This is a genomic window from Fructilactobacillus cliffordii (assembly GCF_024029355.1).
In the GTDB taxonomy this organism is placed as follows: Bacteria; Bacillota; Bacilli; order Lactobacillales; family Lactobacillaceae; genus Fructilactobacillus; species Fructilactobacillus cliffordii.
On the sequence record NZ_CP097117.1, the window covers coordinates 367,923 to 389,551 of the forward strand.

General features: G+C 43.8%; 23 protein-coding genes. 3 read left to right on the top strand and 20 right to left on the bottom strand.

All coding sequences use genetic code 11. The features are described from left to right. Window positions 1–15: 15 nt before the first annotated feature. The 11 genes from atpA to M3M38_RS01955 form a co-directional block, all read right to left on the bottom strand. Window positions 16–1,557 carry a F0F1 ATP synthase subunit alpha gene (atpA, locus tag M3M38_RS01905; RefSeq protein WP_252814548.1) on the bottom strand — a complete coding sequence of 514 codons (1,542 nt, stop codon included), beginning with the start codon at window positions 1,555–1,557 and terminating at the stop codon, window positions 16–18. A gap of 31 nt (window positions 1,558–1,588) precedes the next feature. After that, window positions 1,589–2,134, bottom strand: coding sequence for an ATP synthase F1 subunit delta (gene atpH, locus M3M38_RS01910; protein WP_252814549.1), 546 nt, complete (start codon window positions 2,132–2,134; stop codon window positions 1,589–1,591). Then, complete coding sequence (atpF, locus tag M3M38_RS01915; RefSeq protein ID WP_252767389.1) at window positions 2,121–2,627, bottom strand: F0F1 ATP synthase subunit B; 507 nt, start codon at window positions 2,625–2,627, stop codon at window positions 2,121–2,123. The genes atpH and atpF overlap by 14 nt, the downstream gene beginning before the upstream one ends. Before the next feature lie 39 nt (window positions 2,628–2,666). Further along, on the bottom strand, window positions 2,667–2,879 hold the full coding sequence (gene atpE / locus M3M38_RS01920; protein ID WP_252750032.1) for a F0F1 ATP synthase subunit C: 213 nt from the start codon (window positions 2,877–2,879) through the stop codon (window positions 2,667–2,669). Window positions 2,880–2,897: 18 nt separating this feature from the next. Further along, window positions 2,898–3,554 (bottom strand): F0F1 ATP synthase subunit A, encoded by a 657-nt coding sequence (atpB, locus tag M3M38_RS01925; protein WP_420842669.1) that lies wholly within the window; start codon window positions 3,552–3,554, stop codon window positions 2,898–2,900. 284 nt (window positions 3,555–3,838) lie between these two features. Further along, window positions 3,839–4,465, bottom strand: coding sequence for a uracil phosphoribosyltransferase (upp, locus tag M3M38_RS01930; RefSeq protein WP_252767391.1), 627 nt, complete (start codon window positions 4,463–4,465; stop codon window positions 3,839–3,841). A gap of 54 nt (window positions 4,466–4,519) precedes the next feature. After that, window positions 4,520–5,761, bottom strand: a complete 1,242-nt coding sequence (glyA, locus tag M3M38_RS01935; RefSeq protein ID WP_252814551.1) for a serine hydroxymethyltransferase — start codon at window positions 5,759–5,761, stop codon at window positions 4,520–4,522. A gap of 21 nt (window positions 5,762–5,782) precedes the next feature. After that, window positions 5,783–6,811: an L-threonylcarbamoyladenylate synthase gene (locus M3M38_RS01940; protein ID WP_252814553.1), complete on the bottom strand. Its 1,029-nt coding sequence runs from the start codon at window positions 6,809–6,811 to the stop codon at window positions 5,783–5,785. Further along, complete coding sequence (prmC, locus tag M3M38_RS01945; RefSeq protein ID WP_252814856.1) at window positions 6,811–7,671, bottom strand: peptide chain release factor N(5)-glutamine methyltransferase; 861 nt, start codon at window positions 7,669–7,671, stop codon at window positions 6,811–6,813. Before prmC ends, M3M38_RS01940 begins: the two co-directional genes overlap by 1 nt. Continuing rightward, a complete protein-coding gene (gene prfA / locus M3M38_RS01950; RefSeq protein ID WP_252767472.1) occupies window positions 7,664–8,752 on the bottom strand; it encodes a peptide chain release factor 1 in 1,089 nt (362 codons plus the stop codon). Before prfA ends, prmC begins: the two co-directional genes overlap by 8 nt. A gap of 44 nt (window positions 8,753–8,796) precedes the next feature. After that, window positions 8,797–9,378 carry a thymidine kinase gene (locus M3M38_RS01955; RefSeq protein ID WP_252814554.1) on the bottom strand — a complete coding sequence of 194 codons (582 nt, stop codon included), beginning with the start codon at window positions 9,376–9,378 and terminating at the stop codon, window positions 8,797–8,799. A gap of 171 nt (window positions 9,379–9,549) precedes the next feature. On the opposite strand from M3M38_RS01955, the gene M3M38_RS01960 reads away from it, so the two are divergent. Together M3M38_RS01960 and M3M38_RS01965 are read left to right on the top strand one after the other, a co-directional pair. Then, window positions 9,550–10,899 carry a Mur ligase family protein gene (locus tag M3M38_RS01960; protein ID WP_252814555.1) on the top strand — a complete coding sequence of 450 codons (1,350 nt, stop codon included), beginning with the start codon at window positions 9,550–9,552 and terminating at the stop codon, window positions 10,897–10,899. 2 nt (window positions 10,900–10,901) lie between these two features. Then, entirely contained in the window at window positions 10,902–11,606 is a 705-nt protein-coding gene (locus M3M38_RS01965) for a type 1 glutamine amidotransferase (protein WP_252795810.1), read from the top strand. Window positions 11,607–11,658: 52 nt separating this feature from the next. On the opposite strand, the gene M3M38_RS01970 is transcribed toward M3M38_RS01965, so the two are convergent. Next, window positions 11,659–12,660, bottom strand: coding sequence for a serine hydrolase domain-containing protein (locus tag M3M38_RS01970; RefSeq protein WP_252814557.1), 1,002 nt, complete (start codon window positions 12,658–12,660; stop codon window positions 11,659–11,661). Window positions 12,661–12,688: 28 nt separating this feature from the next. Further along, entirely contained in the window at window positions 12,689–13,402 is a 714-nt protein-coding gene (budA, locus tag M3M38_RS01975; RefSeq protein WP_252814558.1) for an acetolactate decarboxylase, read from the bottom strand. 53 nt (window positions 13,403–13,455) lie between these two features. On the opposite strand from budA, the gene alsS reads away from it, so the two are divergent. Further along, window positions 13,456–15,120, top strand: a complete 1,665-nt coding sequence (alsS, locus tag M3M38_RS01980; RefSeq protein ID WP_252814857.1) for an acetolactate synthase AlsS — start codon at window positions 13,456–13,458, stop codon at window positions 15,118–15,120. A gap of 71 nt (window positions 15,121–15,191) precedes the next feature. Here the strand turns inward: alsS and M3M38_RS01985 are convergent, their stop codons facing one another. From M3M38_RS01985 to M3M38_RS02015, 7 genes are all read right to left on the bottom strand, one after another. Further along, entirely contained in the window at window positions 15,192–15,341 is a 150-nt protein-coding gene (locus M3M38_RS01985) for a helix-turn-helix domain-containing protein (RefSeq protein ID WP_252814560.1), read from the bottom strand. Window positions 15,342–17,717: 2,376 nt separating this feature from the next. After that, the gene (locus tag M3M38_RS01990; RefSeq protein ID WP_252814562.1) at window positions 17,718–18,137 is read right to left on the bottom strand and encodes an ArpU family phage packaging/lysis transcriptional regulator; all 420 of its coding nucleotides are present in this window, start codon (window positions 18,135–18,137) and stop codon (window positions 17,718–17,720) included. A 1,156-nt stretch (window positions 18,138–19,293) separates the two neighbouring features. Continuing rightward, entirely contained in the window at window positions 19,294–19,701 is a 408-nt protein-coding gene (locus M3M38_RS01995) for a helix-turn-helix domain-containing protein (protein ID WP_252814563.1), read from the bottom strand. Between the two features lie 39 nt (window positions 19,702–19,740). Beyond that, window positions 19,741–20,367 (bottom strand): hypothetical protein, encoded by a 627-nt coding sequence (locus M3M38_RS02000; protein ID WP_252814565.1) that lies wholly within the window; start codon window positions 20,365–20,367, stop codon window positions 19,741–19,743. After that, a complete protein-coding gene (locus tag M3M38_RS02005) occupies window positions 20,360–20,623 on the bottom strand; it encodes a hypothetical protein (protein ID WP_252814567.1) in 264 nt (87 codons plus the stop codon). The genes M3M38_RS02000 and M3M38_RS02005 overlap by 8 nt, the downstream gene beginning before the upstream one ends. A gap of 157 nt (window positions 20,624–20,780) precedes the next feature. Next, complete coding sequence (locus tag M3M38_RS02010; protein ID WP_252814568.1) at window positions 20,781–21,392, bottom strand: Rha family transcriptional regulator; 612 nt, start codon at window positions 21,390–21,392, stop codon at window positions 20,781–20,783. Beyond that, window positions 21,379–21,540, bottom strand: coding sequence for a hypothetical protein (locus tag M3M38_RS02015; protein WP_252814570.1), 162 nt, complete (start codon window positions 21,538–21,540; stop codon window positions 21,379–21,381). The genes M3M38_RS02010 and M3M38_RS02015 overlap by 14 nt, the downstream gene beginning before the upstream one ends. Window positions 21,541–21,629: the final 89 nt, after the last annotated feature.

The window sequence follows — 21,629 nt, forward strand, 5'->3', positions numbered from 1 at the left end:
ATCCTCCCTTCAAATCTAAGCTTGCTGTGCGTCTTGATCTTGAACGGCAGCCGCTGTCGAAGTAAATAACTTAGTAAATTCACTAATGGCAGTGGTTAATTGTTGCTCATCTGGTAACTTTCCCGTTTCCTTGATTTGTTGTAACAAGTCTGCGTGTTGATCGTCAAAGTAGTTAAAGATCTCGTTTTGGAAGCGTAACACATCATCCACCGCAATTTTGTCGAGGTAGCCGTGCGTCAAGCAGTACAAAATTAAGACCTGTTTTTCAACTGGAAGCGGATCGTGAAGTTTTTGTTTCAAAACTTCGACCGTCCGAGCTCCCCGATCAAGCTTGGCCTTCGTTGCTTCATCCAAATCAGAACCAAATTGGGCAAATGATTCTAGTTCGTGGTAAGAAGCTAGGTCAATCCGCAACGTCCCCGCAACCTTCTTCATGGCAGGAATTTGGGCATCCCCACCAACCCGCGAAACGGAGGTCCCGGCATCGATGGCAGGACGATCTCCGGCGTAGAACATGTCCGCGTTCAAGAAAATCTGACCATCGGTAATCGAAATTACGTTGGTTGGAATGTAGGCCGAAACGTCCCCAGCTTGGGTTTCAACAATTGGCAAGGCTGTCATTGATCCCCCACCGAGCTTGTCATTTAACTTAGCAGCCCGTTCCAACAACCGTGAGTGGGTGTAAAAAATGTCACCAGGATAAGCTTCACGGCCAGGTGGACGTCTCAAAATCAAAGAGAGTTCACGGTAAGCGTTCGCTTGCTTCGTTAAATCATCGTAGACGATTAAGACGTGCTTCCCTTTGTTCATGAAATATTCACCCATCGTTGCTCCAGAGTATGGAGCAATGTAGAGCAACGGAGCCGGTTCAGATGGTCCAGCCGTCACGACAATCGTGTAGTCCATGGCGCCAAACTTCCGGAGCGTTTCTACTTGTTGCATCACCGTGGAATCTTTTTGCCCAATGGCAACGTAGATACAGATCATGTCTTGGTCTTTTTGATTCAAGATGGTATCAACGGCAATCGAAGTTTTCCCGGTTTTCCGGTCTCCGATAATTAATTCCCGCTGTCCTCGACCAATTGGCACCAACGCATCAATCGCTTTAATTCCAGTTTGTAATGGTTCATCAACTGATTGTCGATCCATGATCCCGGGTGCCTTGTGTTCAATCGGCATTTCGGTATCCGTTTCGATCTTTCCATTACCATCAATTGGCTGACCTAATGAGTTCACAACACGACCCACCATGTTATCACCAACGGGGACTTCCATGATGCGTCCGGTTCTTTTGACGGAATCTCCTTCACGAATCCCAGTGTAATCACCGAGGACCACGATTCCGACGTTGTTGTTTTCCAAGTTTTGAATCATTCCGTAGGTTCCACTTTGGAATTCAACCAATTCTCCGGATAAGGCATTATCAAGCCCATAGGCCCGAGCCACACCGTCACCAATATAGGTAACAACCCCAGTTTCTGCAACCGTGAGCTCGTCCTGATAACCTTCTAATTGTTTCTTAATTAGAGCACTGATTTCTTCAGCCTTAATGCTCATAAAAGTTTCACCTCTTTCTTCTGCGAGCTCATTACTGCAGTAACAACCTTTTCATTTTATCAATTTTAGTTTTAATGCTGCCGTCATAGATCACGTCTTGCGACCGCAAAATTACTCCACCAATAATCTCAGGATTGATTTGGTCCTGTAGCTCAACCTGGTTCGCGTTAACCTTTTTGGCAAAGGTCTGGGCTAGCTGGTTGTGCTGCTCCTCAGAGAGAGGAACGGCCGTGGTTACAGTCGCAGTTACAATTCCATGTTTTTGATTATACAACTGCTTAAATGCATCAATTACCGCAGCTAAATCACTAATCCGACCGTAGTCAAACAGCATTTTCACTAAATTTTGCACTGCCGGCGTTGTCACGTTTTCTAACAATGGCTGCAACAACGTTTCTTTTTGTGAATGATTCAGTGTGGTGGATGCTAAAGCAACCGTAAGTTCTGGTTCATCAGTTAAAACTGCTCGAATGACATCCAAATCTGCTCCACCGGTTTCAACTTGATCATTAGCCTCTAAAACCGCGTAAAGCGCTTTGGAATAACGTTTCGCAACATCAAGCTTAGTTAGACTCATGACTATCCAACCCCTTAATGTAAGAATCAATCAACGTCTTTTGATCATTGGCGTCTAAGTTCTTTTGAATAATCTTGGAAGCAATTTCAATAGATAAATCAGCTACGTCATCCTTTGTGCTAGCCAAGGCATCGCGCTTTTGCTGAGCGATATCCTTTTCAGCATTTTCTTTAATGGTTTTGGCATCCAAGTTTGCGTCATTAATAATTGATTCCCGGCGCTTGTCACCAGTTTGTTGTGCTTTACTAATGATTTCGTTTGCTTCTGCTTGCGAATTAACCAAAGCTTCCTTGCGTTGTTTTGCCAACTCGAGGGCTTCAGTCCGCGACTTTTCGGCCGTATCAATATCATTGGCAATTTTATCCGAACGATCTTGCATCATCTTAGTCACTGGCTTCCAAGCAACAATCTTGACCAGCCACATCAGAATAATGAAGAGGACCGCGTAGAACAGAGCATCACCAATATTAAATGCCTCTCCAACCACTAACATCTATTGACACCTCCTTTGTTTGTTAATCAACATTAATGATTACTTGTTGATAACCAACATTGCAATCACGAAGGCTAAGATGGGCATAACTTCGATCAAAGCGACCCCAATAAACATGTTAGTCCGTAAGGTATTGCTCAATTCTGGCTGACGTGCCATTCCTTCAAGCATCTTAGAAATCAAAATTCCGTCACCGATACCAGCACCAACAGCGGCACCTGCGATCGCGATTCCAGCTCCAATTGCACCCATAAATACTTCCTCCTTTTCTTATTCCTCAATCGATAACTTTTGAGAAACATAAACACATGATAAAGTTACAAATACATAGGCTTGAATACAGCCAATAAATACCGAGAATGCCATCCAGGCCATTTCAAGCGGTGCTGAAATAGCAAGGGTTACAATCCCATGCGAAAATGCCATTTTCGCAATTAAACCTGCCAGCAATTCACCAGCAAAAATATTACCGTACACCCGAATTCCAAGGGTTAAGAAATTAGTAAACTCTTCCATCAAGTTAATTGGCAACAAGTACGGAATGGGCTGCAGGTAGGTTTCAAAGTGACCTTTGTAACCTAACTTTTGCACACTCGAGAATTGAGCAATCAACATTGACATCAGCGCAAACGACATTGCAACGATTGGATCGGCCGTGGGACTCTTTACGTACACAATTCCGCCCACTTCGATGTGGAGGAACAATCCCAGTTGGTTAGATACCAAAATGAAAAAGAAGAGCGTAAAGGCCCACAAACCATAATCCTTGGTTGATCCACTTGGCATCGTCGACTTCACAATTCCGTTCGTAAAGTCAATCATGTACTCCAATAAATTTTGCTTCCCGGTGGGCTTCATTTGAATTTTCCGCGAACAGAAATAAACAAACCCCAACACTATTGCTGCAACGATGAGTCCGGAAATCATGTTCCCAACGTTGAAGGTTAAACCGCAAAATTGAAAAGTACGAGTTGGATCCACTAATTATCACCTCTTTTGCCTTTCAAATAGCGAACGGTCGGCGCTGAATTCACACCTTGCTTTACCATTCATTTTAAGAATAACCACGACCATGGCTAATCCTAAAATTCATTAGAATGATACCACCAAATGAAATTAAATACAAAGCAAATTATTTCATTTGATCGTTGATTATACGTGATTTATCGGTTAGCAAAAAAGCAGAAATCACAAGATTTCTGCTTTTTAATTTATTTAGTTCCAAATAACCGATCTCCAGCATCACCAAGACCGGGAACAATGTAACCATGCTCAAGGCGGTCATCTAACGCTGCTGCGTAAATCTCAACGTCTGGATGGGCCTCTTCTAGGGCTTTTACTCCTTCTGGAGCAGCCACTAAGCACACAAACTTAATGTTTTTAGCGCCCCGTTTTTTCAAGGCGTCAATTGCCATGATGGCCGAACCACCGGTGGCCAGCATCGGATCCACGACTAAAACTTCCCGATCTTCAATGTCAGACGGTAATTTCACAAAGTATTCGTGCGGTTCAAAGGTTTTTTCGTCCCGATACATCCCCACGTGTCCCACTCGGGCACTCGGCAGGAGTTCCAAAATCCCATCAACCATTCCAATTCCAGCCCGCAAGATGGGCACAACTGCCACTTTTTTTCCAGCGAGCTTCTTCGTGGTGGCCTTTCCCATGGGAGTTTCAATTTCAACGTCCTTGAGCGGCATATCGCGCGTTACCTCAAAGGCCATTAAATTGGCAATTTCGTTTACAACTTCTCGAAACTCATTGGTTCCAGTATTTTTATCCCGGATAATACTTAATTTGTGTTGAATCAACGGATGATTCATTACGTGAAATTTACTCAACGTCCCCACTCCTTTTTCTTTATCAGTCCACTCCTAATCATATCACGAAGTTGTCTACCGTGTAATGGGATGAGATTGACATAAGGCTTGCACAGCTGCACGAACCTCGTCTAGGATTTGTTCATCATCAGAATGCTCAACCGTCTTAATAATTAATTGGGCTACAGCTCTAGCGTCGGCTTCCTTAAAGCCCCGTGAGGTAATCGCTGGCGTCCCTAATCGCACTCCACTCGTCACAAACGGACTCCGTTGCTCGTTTGGAAGGGCTTCTTTGTTAGTAGTAATATTAACGGAATCCAACAGGTTTTGGGCGTCCTTCCCTGTTAATTCCGTATCAGTTAGATCAATGTTTAAGAGGTGGTTATCAGTTCCCCCCGATACGACCCGAATGTGGTCAGATTGGTTAAACTCATCCGCCATGGCTTGTGCGTTTTTAATTACTTGAGCCATGTAGTCGTGAAAATCAGGTTGCAGATTCTCGTGAAAGGCAGCTGCTTTCCCAGCAATCACATGTTCTAATGGACCTCCTTGAGTGCGTGGGAACACCGCCGAATTTAATTGTTTGGCGTACTTTGCTTGCGACAAAATCAAGCCACCACGTGGTCCACGCAGGGTCTTATGCGTCGTGGTGGTCACCACGTCCGCAATTCCGACTGGATTGGGATGCAATCCCGCTGCCACTAACCCGGCAATGTGGGCCATATCTACCATTAAATAAGCTCCCACTTCGTCCGCAATCTTGCGAAATTCATTCCAGTCAATGATTCGACTGTATGCAGAGGCCCCAGCCACAATCATTTTTGGTTGCACTTCTTGGGCAATTTCTCGAATGGCATCAAAGTCCAAGCGTTCCGTTTCGTGGTTTAAACCATAGGCATAAGAATGGTAGATTTTACCCGAAAAGCTAACCTTAGCTCCGTGAGTTAAATGGCCCCCGGCATTTAAATCCATCCCTAGAATCACATCGCCTGGTTGCAAGAACGCAGCATACGCAGCTTCGTTCGCTTGGGAACCTGAGTGGGGTTGGACGTTCGCATATTCTGCGCCAAAGAGTTCTTTGGCCCGGTCAATGGCTAAGGTTTCTACCACATCAACGTACTGACAACCACCGTAATAGCGGTGGCCTGGATAACCTTCGGCGTACTTGTTGGTTAACACGGATCCTTGAGCAGCCCGAACCGCTTTAGACGCGATGTTTTCGGATGCAATTAATTCAATCGTATCTTCCTGCCGGATTCCTTCATTCTGAATGGCATCCCATAACTGTGGATCTAAACGTTGGTATTCTTCTGTCATTTTCTCATCCCCCAGGGTTCTTTAATTTGTCGCTGTGTCGCCAAAATGATGCTGACCAGCTGCCTTATTGAGTCGATTCATGTACGCTTCCCCTAAACCTGTGGTTGGAAAACCTTGAACTAGGATTGTCGCAAACGAATCATCCAGGTCAAACGTTCGTAAACCAGCGAACAAAAGATGGCTAGCGGATTGAACGTTCGTTCCCAGGGTATATGTTACTACATTACGCGGCCATTTGTACCGTTTAATTGTCATTTCCGGGGCTAAAATGCCAATTTTAGCGTCTTGTTGCCGACACCAGACAATCACCGTTTCCCAATCTAACTCAGGATCTACAATTTGGACGTCAGCGGCGGGTGAGTAGTGCGTGTACTTCATCCCAGGAGCTTTTGGAACCTCAGCCTGGTTTACGTGATGTAACTGGTCTTCTACCGGTCCAATGACCGCCTCTAGCTCCGAGCGCATTACAGCACCGGGTCGGAGAATGGCTGGATGGTCCGTGGACATATCAATGACGGTCGATTCTACGCCAAAGTCGGTGGGTCCCGCGTCTAAAATTCCGGCAATTTTGCCGTTTAAATCATGATAAACGTGCTCGGCTAAGGTTGGGCTCGGTTTTCCAGAGGTGTTGGCCGAGGGCCCTACTAACGGAACTCCAGCTGCTCGAATCAAATCCAAGGTTGCTTCCTGATTGGGATTTCGAAACGCTGCCGTCTTCAAACCCCCGGTTACTTGCGGAGCCAGCGCGTCTTCCTTTAAAGGTAAGATAATCGTCAGTGGGCCCGGCCAAAACGTATCCATTAGTTTTTGTACGGCCGGTGTAATCTCTTTAGCATAATGGCGCACCGTCGCTTGGTCCGCCACGTGCACAATCAACGGATTGTCACTGGGGCGACCCTTCGCAGCGTAAACTTTCTTCACGGCCGCCACGTTCGTCGCATCAGCTCCCAATCCGTAGACCGTCTCCGTGGGAAAGGCCACCAAATTCCCTTGGTTGATTGCCGCGGCAGCAGCAGGAATTTCTGCCGGTGTAAAGATTTTTGTTTCCATTATAATCCCTTCTTTTCTAATTGAATCCGTACCATTCGATCCTGTCCGGCTAAATCCCGCCGAAGCTCGACGTCAGCCGTCGGAAACTGTTGGCGCCAGAGAGATTGCACCGCAGCCCCCTGGTGATAACCAATTTCTAGGTAAACTGCTCCGGTTACCGTAAGATACGGCGCAACGCTGTGCGCTAGTCGTTCGTACAACGCTAATCCGTCGTGGGGTGCAAACAGGGCCAAACGGGGTTCGTAGTCTAAAACCGTTCGATCCATCACATTCGCCTCTGCATCGGCAATGTAAGGTGGATTCGATACAATCACGTCAAATTGTTGCTGCGGTAAACCCTCTAACAGATCACTCGTCACAAAGTTAACCGCCAAGCCCAGCTCCTCGGCATTTTGCTCGGCAACTGCTAGTGCATCCGGCGAAATATCACTCGCCGTAATCGACCACTGCGGACGCGCCTGCTTCAGCGCTAAAGCAATCGCCCCACTTCCGGTTCCCACGTCTAGGACTCGTAACTTTGTTTCCCGATGATCCTGCAAGATCCAGTCGACCAATTCTTCCGTTTCCGGGCGGGGAATCAGGACCGCGGGGGTTACCCGCAGCTCTAGTCCATAAAAGGGCGCGCGACCCAAGATATACTGTGCCGGCTCACCGGCGGCTCGTCGGCGCACGTTTTTGCCAAACTCTGTCACTTGGGTAGGTGTAAGTGGCGTCCGGTAGTTACTTAATAACTGGGTCTGATTCCAACCTAACTGCCCCATCAACAGGTAACGAGCTTCTGAAGGATCAATGTTCTGCTCTTTAAAACACAAAGAAGCCCAACGAAGGGCTTCAAAGGGAGTCGCGTTCGGCTTAAGCATCGGCATCGTTTAAATGCTCCAACTTCTCTGCTTGATCAGAAATAATCAAAGCGTCGATAATTTCGTTTAAGTCACCCGCTAATACTTTATCTAACTTGTTTAAGGTCAACCCAATCCGGTGATCGGTCACCCGGTTTTGCGGGAAGTTGTAGGTCCGAATTCGTTCGGAACGATCTCCAGTTCCCACTGCGGATTTTCGTTGGGCGTTATATTCGTCTTCTTCTTGTTGCTTGTAGTAATCGTACACCCGCGCCCGCAATACGGTCATGGCTTTGGCCCGGTTTTGTTGTTGCGATCGTTCATCCTGCATGGCAACCACGATTCCAGTTGGCAAGTGGGTCATCCGCACCGCAGACGACGTCTTGTTAATGTGCTGACCACCGGCCCCAGAAGACCGGTACACATCCGTCCGAATGTCAGCGGGATCGATGTCAATGTCCACGTCTTCTTCTTCGGGCATAACTCCCACCGTCGCAGTTGAAGTGTGCACCCGGCCAGCGGATTCCGTTTCTGGTACCCGTTGTACCCGATGAGCACCGTTTTCGTATTTCAGTTTGGAATAAACTTTATTTCCGGTAATCATCAACACGATTTCTTTAAAACCACCCACTTCGGTATCGGCTTCGTCGATGATTTCAACCTGCCACCCTTGCATTTCAGCATACTTCACGTACATATTGTACAAATCAGCTGCGAACAGGCTGGCCTCGTCTCCTCCGGCCGCCCCGTGGATTTCCATGATGATATTTTTTTCGTCGTTGGGATCCGTCGGAATCAGCAAAATCTTGAGCTTTTGCTCTAATTCGGCTTTTTCTTTTTCTAAGTCCGCAATCTCACCTTTCACCATTTCGGTCATGTCGTCATCGAGTTTTTCTTGTAACAATTCCTGGTCTTCGTCGAGCGCGGTACTAACGTCTTGGTAGTGGTGATAAGTTTCAACGGTCTCGCGCAGTCCGCCCTCTTCCTTGGACAACTTCATAAACCGTTGCGTATCTGCAATTACTTCGGGGTCACTGATTAACTCATTCAGTTCGTCGTAACGATCAGAAACCGCTTGTAATTTATCAAAAATTTGATCCATTTGGTTTTCAGCCATTATTCTCCTCTTTCCTTAATGATTTTAACTTACAGGGGTGGATGCTGATAGTGAGTCCGGCAGACCGGATAGTAAGACTCGTTGCCACCCATCACCACCTGTTCTCCTTCATAAACCGGTTGGCCTTCGTGGAGCCGCAGATTCATCGTTGCTTTCTTTTCACAAAACCAACAAATGGTTTTCATCTCTTCTAGCTTATCTGCATATAAAAGCAGGTACTTGGAACCCGAAAATAAGTGGTTCTGAAAGTCATTCTTTAACCCGAACGCCATCACTGGGATACGTAGTTCATCCACGATGCGGGCAAGTTCTAAAATATGGTGCTTTTCTAAAAACTGAGCTTCGTCCACCAGCACGCAGCTAATGGGTCGGTCAATCAAATTTGCTTGTTCTTTGACAATCTCGTAAGCATTTGCATCTGGATCAATGGCAATGGCCGTGCGATTCAGCCCAATCCGCGATTCAATCATGCCTCGCTCTTCCCTGGTATCTAACGCGCTCGTGAGTAGGACCACGCGTTTTCCTTGTTCTTCATAGTTATGCGCCACTTTGATAATCTCAATTGATTTTCCACTGTTCATGGTGCCGTAACGAAAGAAAAGCTGTGCCACACTATCACCTTTTTCCTTAAATTCCTCTGTTTTTCATTATATCTAATTTTTAGCAGCCCTGCATTATATTTCCTTAATCAACCCTGGTATCGCTTATTTTCGTTAAATTATCCGATTTATGCTAAAATTTAGTGGATTAGCAATTGAGAAATTAGAAGGATGTGAAACCGAATGACATTAAGAAGTGAACTTGCAACGTTAGCCGGTCGTTCCTCGTACTGGTTCTTGCATAACTTCATGGGTGGTGGAAGCTCCCTCCCCGGAAAGATTACCACTGCCATTGATCCAGATGTCTTACAGGAAATCGGCAAAAATTACGAAGTTATCATCGTGAGTGGTACCAACGGAAAGACGTTGACCACGGCGCTAGTGGTCCAGGTTTTAAAGGAAAAATACGATAACATCGTAACCAATAAAACGGGTTCCAACATGGTGCAGGGGATTACCTCAACCTTTCTTGAAGCCAAACGTCCCACCAAAGGCAAAAAGGGAATCGCGGTCCTCGAAGTTGACGAAGCCAACGTCAAACCGATTGTGGAAAAGATTAAACCAAAGATGTTTGTTTTAACTAACATCTTTCGGGATCAACTCGATCGGTACGGTGAAATTTATACCACCTACCAAAAGATTCTCGATGGAATCAAATTGGCGCCCGATGCCGTGGTCTTAGCCAACGGTGACGAACCCATTTTCCATTCCAAAGAACTCCCGAACCCGCAGGTTTACTACGGTTTTTCTAACGAACCCGCTAAGGGCGACATGAAGGCCGCACCTAATACCGATGGAATTTTGTGTCCAGTATGTCAGCACTTATTGCACTATCACTACATTGTTTATGCTAACCTCGGGGACTACTTCTGCCCGAACTGTGGTTTCCAACGACCGGATCTCCGCTTTAAAGTTACGGACGTTTCGGAACGGACTCCCAAGGATTCCAAGTTTGCCATCGACGGCAATCAGTACGAAATCGGCGTTGGCGGAACCTACAACATTTACAATGCGCTAGCTGCCTACGCGGTGGGTCGTGAAGTTGGCATTCAACCAGACCAGATTCGCCACGCCTTTGACAATAACCAACGCCTCTTTGGGCGGCAGGAAGAAATTAACGTGGAAGGTAAAGACGTCAGCATCATCTTGGTCAAGAATCCGGTGGGAACCAACCAAGTGATTGATCTACTGGCAACGGAACCGGATTCCTTCTCCTTTGTCGGTCTGTTAAACGCGGAATATGCCGACGGAATTGATACTAGTTGGATCTGGGATGGCGAATTTGAACGCTTGCCAGCCATGGATATCAAGCAGTTTGAGACCGGGGGAAAACGTTATAAAGACATTACCTTCCGACTGAAGGTCGCCGGTGTTCCTGATGACAAACACACCATTCAACCCGACCTAGGCCAGGTAATTGAAGACATCAAACACATGCCAACTCAAAAAGTTTACATTTTAGCGACCTACACCGCCATGATGGAAATGCGGGCCCGCTTAATGAAGCAAGGTTACATTAAGGGAGGAAAATAATCATGACCATGAACATCCGGGTTGCCCATCTATACGGGGACTTAATGAATACCTACGGTGATATTGGTAACATTCTGACCCTGCGTTTTTACGCCAAACAAATCGGTGTAGAAGTGACCGACCAAATCGTTAGCCTCGAAGATGATTTTAAGGCCGACGACTTTGACTTTGCCGTGTTTGGGGGTGGCCAAGACTTTGAACAGATGGTGGTGGCCAAGGATTTACCCAACAAAAAAGATGAAATCATTAAGTTCATCGAACAAAACAAGCCGTTAATCGCGGTTTGTGGTGGCTACCAAATGCTGGGTAAATACTACGTGGACGCAAGCGGTCGCAAGCTTCCTGGAATTAGTGCGATGAACCACTACACTGAACAACAACACGAACACCGTTTTATCGGGAACATCGAGATTCAAAACGAAGCAACCGGGCAAAAATACCACGGATTTGAAAATCACCAAGGAATCACCTTCCTGGGTGACGACGAACACGCGCTGGGAAAAGTGCTGAAGGGTTACGGGAACAACGGTGAAGATCATACTGAAGGAGCCGTCCACAAGAACACGATTGGAACCTACTTCCATGGTCCCATCATGGCGCGGAACGGAAACTTCTCCAAGCAAATGATGTTTGAAGCCTTAGAAAATAAATATCCTGATTATGATTTCACGGACTTGAAAGCCAAAGTTAAACCAGAATCATACTAAAAAAATGACCAACGATAAGTTGGTCATTTTTTTATGGTTACAATGTGCTGACTTAAAATAGTTCCGCTAAATAACTGTCAATCATCCGGTTCCGTGCTGCCATAAAGTGTTCGTTAACCTGCGGATGGACCCGATTCGATAAAAAGACCAGTGCACTTTTTCGGCCCGGCACTAATAACAATAACGTGCCCGTATACCCACCCTGCCAGATGTAACGGTGCCCCTGATAGTTACCTAAACGCCAACCAAACGAGCGACTGCCATCCTGCATCGGCGTTTGGTCCTTGTACATATCCGCAAATATCTCCGGCGTGTAGACCTTGCCAGGTGGAGTGAGTTGTAACATCCACTGGGCAAACCGGGTGACATCCCGTAGCGAACTAAAGAGCCCGGCGGAACCACAATCAGAGCCCAAAATTTGGGCTTTTGGATCATGCACCTGTCCGACCCGATTGGTTCCCGTTTGTTCGTCATACGTGGTCGGGACCGTCTTGCGCACATCCGGGTGAAACGTAGAATCAATCAGTCCCAATGGTTCGAGCACCATGTGCTTAATCAACGGCTGAATCGGCAATCCACACACCACCCCGGCAATCCAACCCAAAAAGATGTAATTGACATCCTGGTAGTGCATTTTGTGCCCCAAATCAGGTCCCACATCCAAACCTAGCAATGCGGTTCGAAGTTGGTTCATGTTTAACTGGTTGCGATTGGGGATGTACCCTTCAATGTTGGACGTATGGGTCAATAAATGGCGAATCGTCACCTGGGGATGCTTCCACTCCGGCAGGTAGTTAGTAATGGAATCATCGATTCCCACCTTTTGCTGCTCAAGCAACTTCATCATTACTGGTAACGTCCCCATTACCTTGGTTAACGATGCTAAATCGTACAACTGATTCTCGCGCAACGGCTGGGTCGTCGGTTGGAGCTGTTGGTAGCCCTGCACAAAAGATTGGACGTTCAGACCCGTCACCATGGCATACGAGGCGCCTGGAATGGTTTGGTCGGCGATCATTTGCCGAATCTCTGCCTGCGTCTGCGCAAACCGCATCACTATCGACTTCTTTCTAACCTAATTTTTATTGTTCGGCGTTTTTAATTTGACTAGCCACGTCGTTGTGCTTAGCAAAGTCAAAGTTTAAAAATTCGGGATTAGTAGCGGGGAAATGTTCCTGCAAATCGGTAAAGGCCTGCATGCTTAGTTTAGCATCGGCTACCGTAAAGTCTAAGACGTGGCCCCCAAAGTCGTGGTCATCGGCAAGGAAGTGGTAGTGAAAACCACCAACTGCCACCCCATTGTACAGTTGTGGAGCATAGTAACCGAGCATTGTTCCGGTGACATCGTGCGTTTCAAACATGGCCTGATCGTTAGCCGCTTGTTCCAACGTTGGATACGGCTTGCTTTGTTTTTTCACCGATCGGGTCTTCATGTAACTAAACTTTCCGGTTAATTGGAAGGAATAGAATAAGTTTTGCCACGGATGACGACCGGCAATTTGGGCTAGCGTTTCATCGCGCGTTTGCTCTTGGATAGCTGTTTCTGGTTGATAATTAGCAAAGTTGACCGTTGCAAACGGAACTTGATCGTCTGGTTGTAAGACGTTCACGACTCCTGTCGACGTTACCTGGTACAAAGTTCCGTTTAAAATGATTAATTCTCCGTCCAAGCCGTCCCCGGTTCCAATCCCGGTATCACCGTGTTTCAAGAGTTCCGAAACGAGCATGGTTCCAGAAAACAAGCCGGCAGTTAGGTCAGCGAGGGTTGAATGCTGGTATAATAAATTCTGATTCATAATTTTATCCTACTTTCTCAACTAAGGAGTTGTTTATTTTGACTGATACAAAAATGAACGGTGCCGAAGCGCTCGTCCAATCAATGATTAACCAAGGCATCCAATATTGCTTTGGAATCCCTGGGGCCAAAGTCGATCAATTGTTCGAGGCCCTCGAGTATTGTCCAGATGAACGTGCACCTAAACTCATTGTAACACGCCACGAACAGGATGCTGTTTTCATGGCAGCTGCCATTGGTCGGTTAACCGGCAAGCCTGGCGTGGCCATGGTTACTTCCGGACCTGGCGTTAGCAACTTAGCCACCGGATTACTGACGGCAACTACCGAAGGTGATCCCGTGATTGCTTTAGGGGGTCAAGTTCCGCAAGACGACATTAACCGGGCCACCCACCAGGCCGCTCGAAATACTGACATTCTGCGTGACGTAACCAAGAGCAGCGTTGAGATTCACGATGCCAACAATGCTTCTGAAGTCTTTACCAACGCATACCAAACGGCCATGGCGCCTAAACAAGGGGCAACTTTCATCTCCCTGCCCCAAAACGTACTGGCCGAAGAAGTCACCCGTCCTGTTTTGCAACCCTTGGGTAATGTGGACCACGGTCGGGCTGGAAAGGCCACTTTAACTGCCATTACCGAGCGGATTCAAAAAGCCAAACGTCCGGTGATTTTAGCCGGCATGCGTGCTTCTGCCCCAGCTAATACGCAGGCCATCCGTGATCTGATTCAAAAATATGCCCTGCCCGTCGTTGAAACTTTCCAAGGCGCCGGCGTCGTTTCCAAGGACCTAGTTGACCACTACTTTGGCCGGATTGGCCTCTTTAAGAACCAACTGGGTGATTCGATTCTGCGTGATAGTGACCTTGTCTTGACGGTCGGTTACGATCCAGTGGAATACGAACCACGGAACTGGCACAACGATGATACGCCAATCATCAACATTGATGACGTCCAAACGGAACTGTCCAACGATTTTCAACCAGTGATTGATACCCAAACCAGTGTAGCCAAGACGTTGGAATCCATTACGGATGCCCTTCCCGATCAACCAGAATTCCCTGCCGATACGTTGAATGAGTTAAACCGCTTGCGCAGTGAATACGAGAAGATTGACGAAGAAAACTACCGTCAGTACGAACAAGCTGGTGATCAAGAACGTTTGAATCCGTTGAACTTGCTGGAAGTGGTCCAAAAAAACGTTACCGAAGACACGCCCATCACGGTTGACATTGGCAGTCACTACATTTGGATGGCACGCTACTTTAAGTCTTACCAACCACGGACGTTGCTATTCAGTGACGGAATGCAAACGCTCGGAGTCTCATTGCCATGGGCCATTGCCGCTTCGTTAGTTCGTCCGAACCAAAAAATCGTGTCCGTCTCTGGTGACGGGGGCTTCTTGTTCTCTGGTCAAGAACTAGAAACCGCAGTGCGGTTGAACTCCAACATCGTTCAGTTAATTTGGAACGACTCCCACTATGACATGGTGCGCTTCCAAGAAATTGCGAAGTACGGTAAGGACTCTGGAGTTGATTTCAATAACATCAACTACGCCGAAATTGCCAATGGTTACGGCGCTACCGGAATCCGGGTTAACAACCTCGATGAATTTGAGCATGCCTTCAAGAAAGCCATGAAGACCGATGGACCAGTCGTAATTGATATTCCGGTGGATTACTCGAATAACATTAAGTTGAAGACGTCGAAGCTGCTGTAAACTTTGATGATTATACTGAAAAGCACCCCTACTTTTATAAGTGGGGGTGCTTTTCTAGTTTCAACATTCAATTAGGCTGATAAATGCTTAATTGGTTTAATTTTAATGTATTCCTTAACGGCATCATCATCTAAGTTACGTAAATCAACAGAATTTTGCATGTTTAAAAAGTAAGTTTTGCTAGCGCCAAAGTATTTACCTAAGCGAATTGACGTGTCCAAACTAATTTTTCTCCGATCATGCAGGATATCCTGAATTCTTCTTTTAAAATATCCCCAATCGTGATTTTTACTGCATCATTCATAATAATTCACCGTCTTAATGATAATCTTGCTGTTATTAATTAAAATATAGCTGGTTTATTCCAATCAGGTTACTATAAATATTACGAGTGACCCGAAAAACAACGAAAACCAGTGGAACCCAAGGTAGCAAAAAAGCCCGCCGTAGCGAGCTTTTGAACGTTTATGAAAATCTGTGAAAACAGGTAATTGGGTATACTGGTTTCAAACTACTACCAGCTAAAACGTTGATTATTTAGGGTTGCCAACGGGTTATAGTTTTCCGTGTTACGAAAAATGTTACGAGTTCATTTACGTGTTACGAGTTCAATTTAGAAATAGTTGGGGGCATGATACAAAAAGCACTACCGCATTAATTCGGTGGTGTTTTTTTGTGCCTAATATCATCCGTAGCATTCAATCTAATAAGACCGGTTAAGAACGGTGCTAACTAATACTGGTATAAGCGGATGCACGTACGTTCTAGTTCAACTTAGGTTTTATAATCAACTGCTCAACTTTAAACAGTCAAAACCTACCAATCTTAGAATAATCTAGTAACTCTCAACGTAACGCTATTGCCGGTTTCCCATCGCCCCAAATTGGATAAAGATATTTAGTTATTGCCTATCTATCAAGTTATTTAGTTATCAGCAATACACGGCGAAGCTCTTAGCATCTCATTTATTGGCTCTAACCATCCCCGGGCTTTTCGCACTTCTTAATCTAATAACCTAGATTATATAGTGATATTTACCCAATTTTATACATATACGATTAGTAATCGATGGCTTTTCGTTCCCAATTCCTAGCACAATGAATAACTACCCGGATCAGTTCTAATTAGTCGGCCAGTTTTAAGTTTCTTAATATGCAAGCATCCCCTTTTAGAGGTCAAATATCTAACTACACTATTATTTCTACCAATCTAGGCCAAAGGCACGTTCTAAATATCAAAACCATATAAGACGTTATACAAAGATAAAAGCAACTTATTTAGTTAGTACATCTCCTCAAATTTTAGGGGCATCCCTCAATTTTCTAAATGCTTAGTTTACTAATTCATCGATCACAAAATTTTGTGGGGTCAAAACCTGTCAAAATTTAATAAGTTGTTAGCCTAAACTGCCTCATTTACTCATCTAAAAATCTAAGACTTTAGAAACAGGAAAACTAGAACTCATCCGGCAATATATCCCCGAAATTGGGGGCATCTTTAAAGTACCCCAGTGCTTACGTTATTAAGCAAGCGACTGCATCATTTTATGCACTCTTTACTAACCCCAAATAGGTTTGAACTTTGGCATTTACGTAATTTCATCTAAGCATGACCTTAGTTTTAAAGTACCGGCTTCTAGTTATGATTGGCCGGACTTCATCTGCTGAACACTCTAAAAATACTTAGTAAAGTCTAGTACGGATGCTATTTTATGTACCAATGTTTACAACAATTCAACGGAATTATTTAACTATTACTGCCGTGGCGTTGTGTGGCATCCATTGCATTACTAATAACCCGATTAGGTAGCCTAATACGTTCATCTCAACAACTCAAAAGCTGATGCGGTCATTAACTAATCATAGTTAAGCACTGCAACACTCAACTCGCTAACGTCAACTTAGCTATATAGCGTAGATTGATAATTACCAGCATTAAAAGGGACACCAAACCGGCCACCGCCATAACCTACTAAACATCACTGCTGAATTTTCAGCTGTAAACATCTATCTAAAATTGAATAGATACATTTAGATAGTCGTTAGGTATCAGGATCCGCATTCTTAGCAATTAACTACCCAACCAATTAAACAAAAGTGGCCTTAAACCTTTTTGCTGTTAAACCAAGTTCAAAATTAGGTGCCCTTTTCTCTTAATTGCTTCAAATTCGGCCAATTTTACCCCATTTAGCCCCCTTTTAGGTCATTTCCTGCCAATTATCCACTAACCATTTTTTAATCGTTTTAGGGTGCGTTAAGGGGGTAAGTTTTTGGCTTTTATTTTTTGCAAAATCCTATTATACCGCGGTTTATGGAAGGGTACCCCCCTATAAAAAAATTCTGAAAAATTGTGCTGTTACACAAAGCAGACCGTGTGCGTGCTCCCCACGGATCGAAAACAGGGGGCGGGGGGTGTTTTACTCTAGCGCCATAAAATTCGCTGCCAACGGATGCTAACCGGTTCAAAATAATTCGACCTATTTTAAAAGAGGCCTCATTTTAAGACCCCCATTATTCTTTAAACGTTTGTTCTTTTCTCAATTCTTTAATCGCTTTTGATTAGTTGTATCCCCTACTTCATATGACAACCTAGAAAGATCATTTATAAACATGTAAATCAGCTTCAGCAAAGGCATCAGCAAAGTTTAAAAACGATTGATTTTTTAACTGATAAAACCTAGAAGCGCCATAACCTAGTTGCTGTTCTACTTGCCAATTCGGAAGCCCCTGCAAGTAAACACCAAAAAGAATTGTATTGCTAGGCTCCCCGCATATCCGTATAGCTTGAACCACTGCCGTTATAATTCTTTGCGCTTCTAGTTTCCTAACTATGCGATCCTCATTAGTGTTCCCGGCTGGTTTGCTAGTCGGCATGCTTGATAGCTCCGGAGATTTTAAGCTAACCAAATTGAGCCCCGATAATCGAATTAACCTAGGCACTTGCTTCTTAAAAAACCGGCGTACCTTATTGCACGTTGCCTGCTCGTCAATCTCATCATCTAAAAAAGATAGATCCATATAAAACACTCCCAACTACTTTATTAACCATCAATGTACTTACCTAGCTTTCAGTTGCCAACTACGACTGTACTTAATCTCTAACCACTTCTGCTAACGATCATGTTATTAATATTAGAACATACGTTCGCTATATAATTGTAGCGGTTTATAGATAGATAGTAATTAAGTTCATAAAGTACCGTGGCGGATGATAACGGCATTTATAATACAGTTCAGTTACTAACCTAGATCAGCAACTAAATACTAGCATCCGCTTTAGGGTATTTATTCAATAAGCTAACCCTACGTAATGCTCTAATGCTTTAGATGGTTGGCGTTGTGATTAATGGGATAACTTAACCGTTTCTTTAATGTGTTAAGGTCTGATACTAAAGCTATGTATCTAACCATTATGTAGGACTGTTAAGGCTCTCAATATAGCCACCTATAATTGCCCTATACTATTTCTCTCACACCTACGCAGGTTCTTAGCGGTAGGTTGAGTAGTCTTATTTATTAGTTGGTTAAACCCTTATATATTAACTTATTTATTCTCTTATTTATTATGTCTGCAATTTTTTCCTTAACCTAACGGAAAAATTTTCCATTACATACGGAAAAAATTTCCTTTACATTGGCTTTATAAATGAAAAACTTTCCTTACGTAACTAGAATATTTTACTTACCAACGTGCGAAAATCGAACATAGGTAACCGTTAAAATGCTGATAAATACCGATATATAAGACTTTCAGCCTATACCCTAATTAGGGCATACCCTATGCTCTAATTGGGGCACACTATTCAACCGCAAGTGGCCAATTGCGATGCGATAGTTGGCATAACTTCATTACTAAGCCGGGAACTTTTTTAAATACCTTTGCTCTACGTTTTATTTTTAATGCGCTTAAAAATAAAATTTTAAAGCACTCTAGTATTGTTGCTATATCAACATTCACAGCAATATTTTATTTATGACTTATTTTTAATTTGCTATACTTCCGTTCTTAATAGCGGTGTAGATCAATGATTAACCCATTTAGGGCAACAGGACTATTAACCATGCAAAAATTGCGCTACGTAACAGTTAAATACTCTAATACTCAAAGATAAAAAAATAATGTAACATGGAATTAAGATAGGTACCACGTTACATTATTTAAATTACTTTAATCTTAAAAGGGCGCAGACCCTTTTTTATTTTGTTTACTCTGTTGTTGGATCCGTTTATATAACCTCTTTATAGTCGGATGAACGTATATTTTACGTTTAGTAGTAGTTATATCATTATCAGTGAATCGACTTTCTTTATATATATAGCCGAGTTCTGATAGTTTACGAAGCGAGTTCCCGATTGATCGAACAGTACAACCAACATAGGTGCTAAGCACCTTATCAGTTGCATAGCAATAACCATTATTGTTGTTAGATAAACTAACCAATCTAGCTATTATAGCTTTATCATTAGAATTTAATTTTTTATCTGTCTGTAATTCTAATGGCGTGATTGTAAACTGATAACTTGGATTGTCGGGGTTATATTGCTTATCTAAATAATTTTCACTCTTGGCAAAAATAGCCATTTTTTTAGCTTTACTTGCGATAATGAACACCCCTAACCGTTACCAGCCTAGTTGCTCTTTTTGGCGCATAGCGTGGTATTCTCTGTCCTGCTCGTTTATATCATCCTTAGTTCTTATGCTTGGATCCGTAGCCCAGTTTTCAACAGTTCTTTTTGCATATAACACCGTTTCAATAGGGTTATTAACGTCATGGCCTAGCGCTTTACCAATAGCATAATTAATAGCCCAGTTTGGTTGCCTATTATAAACAGAACCAAAATCACGTATTAAATCCTTAGTTAGCTTATTACCAGTGCTTAATTCAAAGTAAACCGGAACCGGTAAATCTAACGCTTCATCACTACTTAGATCTAAACTATATAAATGTTTCATATCTCTAAAAACTGACTTAGCAAGCTCTAAAGTGTAAACATTGCCATTATGTCCGCCCTGTCGTTTCTTTGATAGATAACCGGCATTTATTAACTCGTTTTGGTATTTAAAAAACGTTTTAGGGGTCATTTGTAGCATGTCGCAAAGTTCCTGCACCGTAGCAGTACATTTATACCCATCACCCGCTAACGAGCTAAGAACGTCATAAATAGCGATTGATTGGTAACTAATGCGGGCATCCTCGCTAAGCCGAGTAAAGGTATATCCATAATTAACGGATGCTGTTTCATTCATTAGCATTTACCCCCGCTTTTTTCTCCGTGGATCCATTTAAATTGTTCCCTAGATCTACCGAACACTCTTCAATTATCAGAGACTTATCTAAAATTAGTTTAAGTAAGTTATTGACGTCGTACAGCCGTTCTATTGGGTCTTTTCCTGTCTGTATAATGTTTCCCACCTCTCTAATCCCTAAGTGCGCAAGCGAAGCTAGTGCATCCGCTTCATATTCAATACTGGTACTTTGATTAACTAACTCTTTCTTATTCATCCGTTTACCTCTCTTTTTAATTACCTGCATATACCTGCTATAATTAAAAAGGCTTGAACAAGCCATAAAACGTTTATGAATGCGTTTTAAGATAGTCCGCAACTCTCCAAAGTCATGCGGGCTATTTTTGTTGCCTTGCCTAGCCTTTTCATCGTTTCTAACTCCCTTGTAGTTGGTTCAAGTGATACAAGCTAAACCTAATTTCTTGATAGCTTTTTCCGTTCTCTAACATGGTGGCAATTCTCCGCTTCATCTCATTAACACGCGTAACTTGTTTATCGTTTAAGAAGTCCGTAATTGTCTTACCGCTCGGAATGTTTAGCTCTTTTCTTAATTGCTTGGCGCGTTTCCCAATAGCGGTTAAGTAAGCCAAATCGTGATATTTTTGATAGTCACGGTCTCCGTTGTCATTTATTGCACGGCGTAGCTTCTTATTAATTTCAGCCGTTTCTTGGTCGTTCTGCTTTCTTTGGATTGAATACAGTTGCTTAACTAGATCAGTGCTAAATTCAGCAACAACCCCAGTTGATCGCATGAACACCACTAATAACGTTGCTTGCTCCGGGTTAAGTAGATAAACCTTTCTGCCTTTACCATCGTGCCGGAAATTTAGGCGCTCTCTACTAACTGATTCTAATTCTTTGACGTGGCGCCTTATAACTTGTAATAACGCAGAATGAGAAAGACCCACGCTATTCTCTATTTCATCCGTACTAATGTAACTATTGCGATGCTCGTTTAATTTCTTAAATAGCTCACTGGTTGCCATTGCAATGTACCCCCTTTAACGGGTTGCTGATGTTTAAGCGCTCCCGTGAATAGCCTTTATTTATGAAAAAGTGGCCGCCAATTCTTAAAAACGAAAGTCCTTTCGGCATATCATCCGTAAAGGTAACTTTTATAGCTTTATTGCTCATGATTTATCCCCCTTTAGCTTGTCTTTGTTATCGAAGTAATAAGCAAGTAAGTTCAGATTAATTGACACAGAAACAATTAATAAAAATAC